Annotated in this window: 1 protein-coding gene; it reads left to right on the top strand. The window is 50.3% G+C overall.

Features of this window, described 5'->3' with window-relative positions; all coding sequences use genetic code 11:
* The first annotated feature begins 54 nt into the window (after positions 1 to 54).
* A protein-coding gene (locus tag AC0Z7K_RS24365; RefSeq protein ID WP_485616263.1) for an IS3 family transposase occupies positions 55 to 1,268 on the top strand; the annotation gives its coding sequence in 2 pieces (ribosomal slippage) (positions 55 to 397 and positions 397 to 1,268; 1,215 coding nt in all).
* The last annotated feature ends 35 nt before the right edge of the window (positions 1,269 to 1,303 follow it).

Raw genomic sequence — 1,303 nt, 5'->3', positions numbered from 1 at the left:
TGACCCGTCCTAAATAACGTTGACACATTTAACTCGCATACTGAGGAAAATGTGATGAACCAATATGTTAAACGCACACAACGCGATTACCCTCTATCCTTTAAATTGACTGTTGTCCAACAGGTCGAAAAAGGTGAAATGACTTACCGTCAGGCGCAAGACCGCTACGGTATTCAAGGCCGTTCTACTGTCTTGAAGTGGCTACGCAAGTACGGTCAACTCGACTGGCTTTCCCCCTCTCCTGCAAGAACGTGCGGAGTTAACATGCCTAAAATGCCTCTTACTCCCGAGCAGCGAATCAAAGAACTCGAACAGCAACTAGCTGAATCAGAAGTTAAAGCGCAGTTTTTTGAAGCGGTTGTGAAGGTAATGAACACAGAATTCGGAGCCACTCTGACAAAAAAGCAGTTGGCCACATTATCACGCAAGCACAAGCGCCGGGACTCACAGTAACGCGCGCGTGCCGGTTCATGGGGATTAGCCGACAGGCGTGGTATCAATCCCTGCAGCGAGAGCGCGACAGAGAAAAGCAGGCACAGCGCGTCGTTAAGCAGGTGACGGCCATCCGGCTGCATCAGCCCCGGTTAGGTACCCGTAAATTGCATTACTTGTTGCAACAACAACCGGAACCCACGCTGCATGTCGGTCGGGACAGGCTGTTCCAGATACTTCGCTGCTCGCGGTTACTGGTGGTGCCTAAACGGGCGTATCATAAAACGACGCAAAGCCATCATCGCTTTTATCGTCATCCCAACTTATTGAAAGCGGGAGAAAATCAGGTGGTTGCCAGCCGCCCGGAACAGGTGTGGGTAGCGGATATTACGTACCTTCCACTGCGTACGGGAACGGCGTACCTCAGTCTGGTAACCGATGTGTGGTCGAGGAAAATCGTGGGATATCATGTGCATGAAAGCCTGCATACCCAGCATGTGGCCAATGCGTTCAAAATGGCGCTGACCAGCAGACGCAGTACATGTCCGCTGGTGCATCACTCCGACCGTGGTATCCAGTACTGCTCAAAGGAATATCAGAAGCTACATCAACGATATGGCGTCATCTGTTCGATGACAGACGGGTATGATTGTTATCAGAATGCGCTGGCGGAACGGGTAAACGGGATATTGAAAATGGAATATCTGCTCGTTAAGCCGGAAGATATCGTGCAGGCAAGAAAGATGGTCAGGGAGTCGGTGGAAATCTACAACACGCGGCGACCCCACCTGTCGTTAAAATACAAAACGCCCGATGAAATTCATCGGGCGTTATAAGGCTAAAAAGTGTCAACCTATAGCAGGACTAGTCA

The organism is Rahnella sp. 1L-D-7-B-C2, assembly GCF_057290995.1.
Note: the sequence above shows the minus strand (reverse complement) of the source record. Positions and strands in the feature narration are given on the sequence as shown.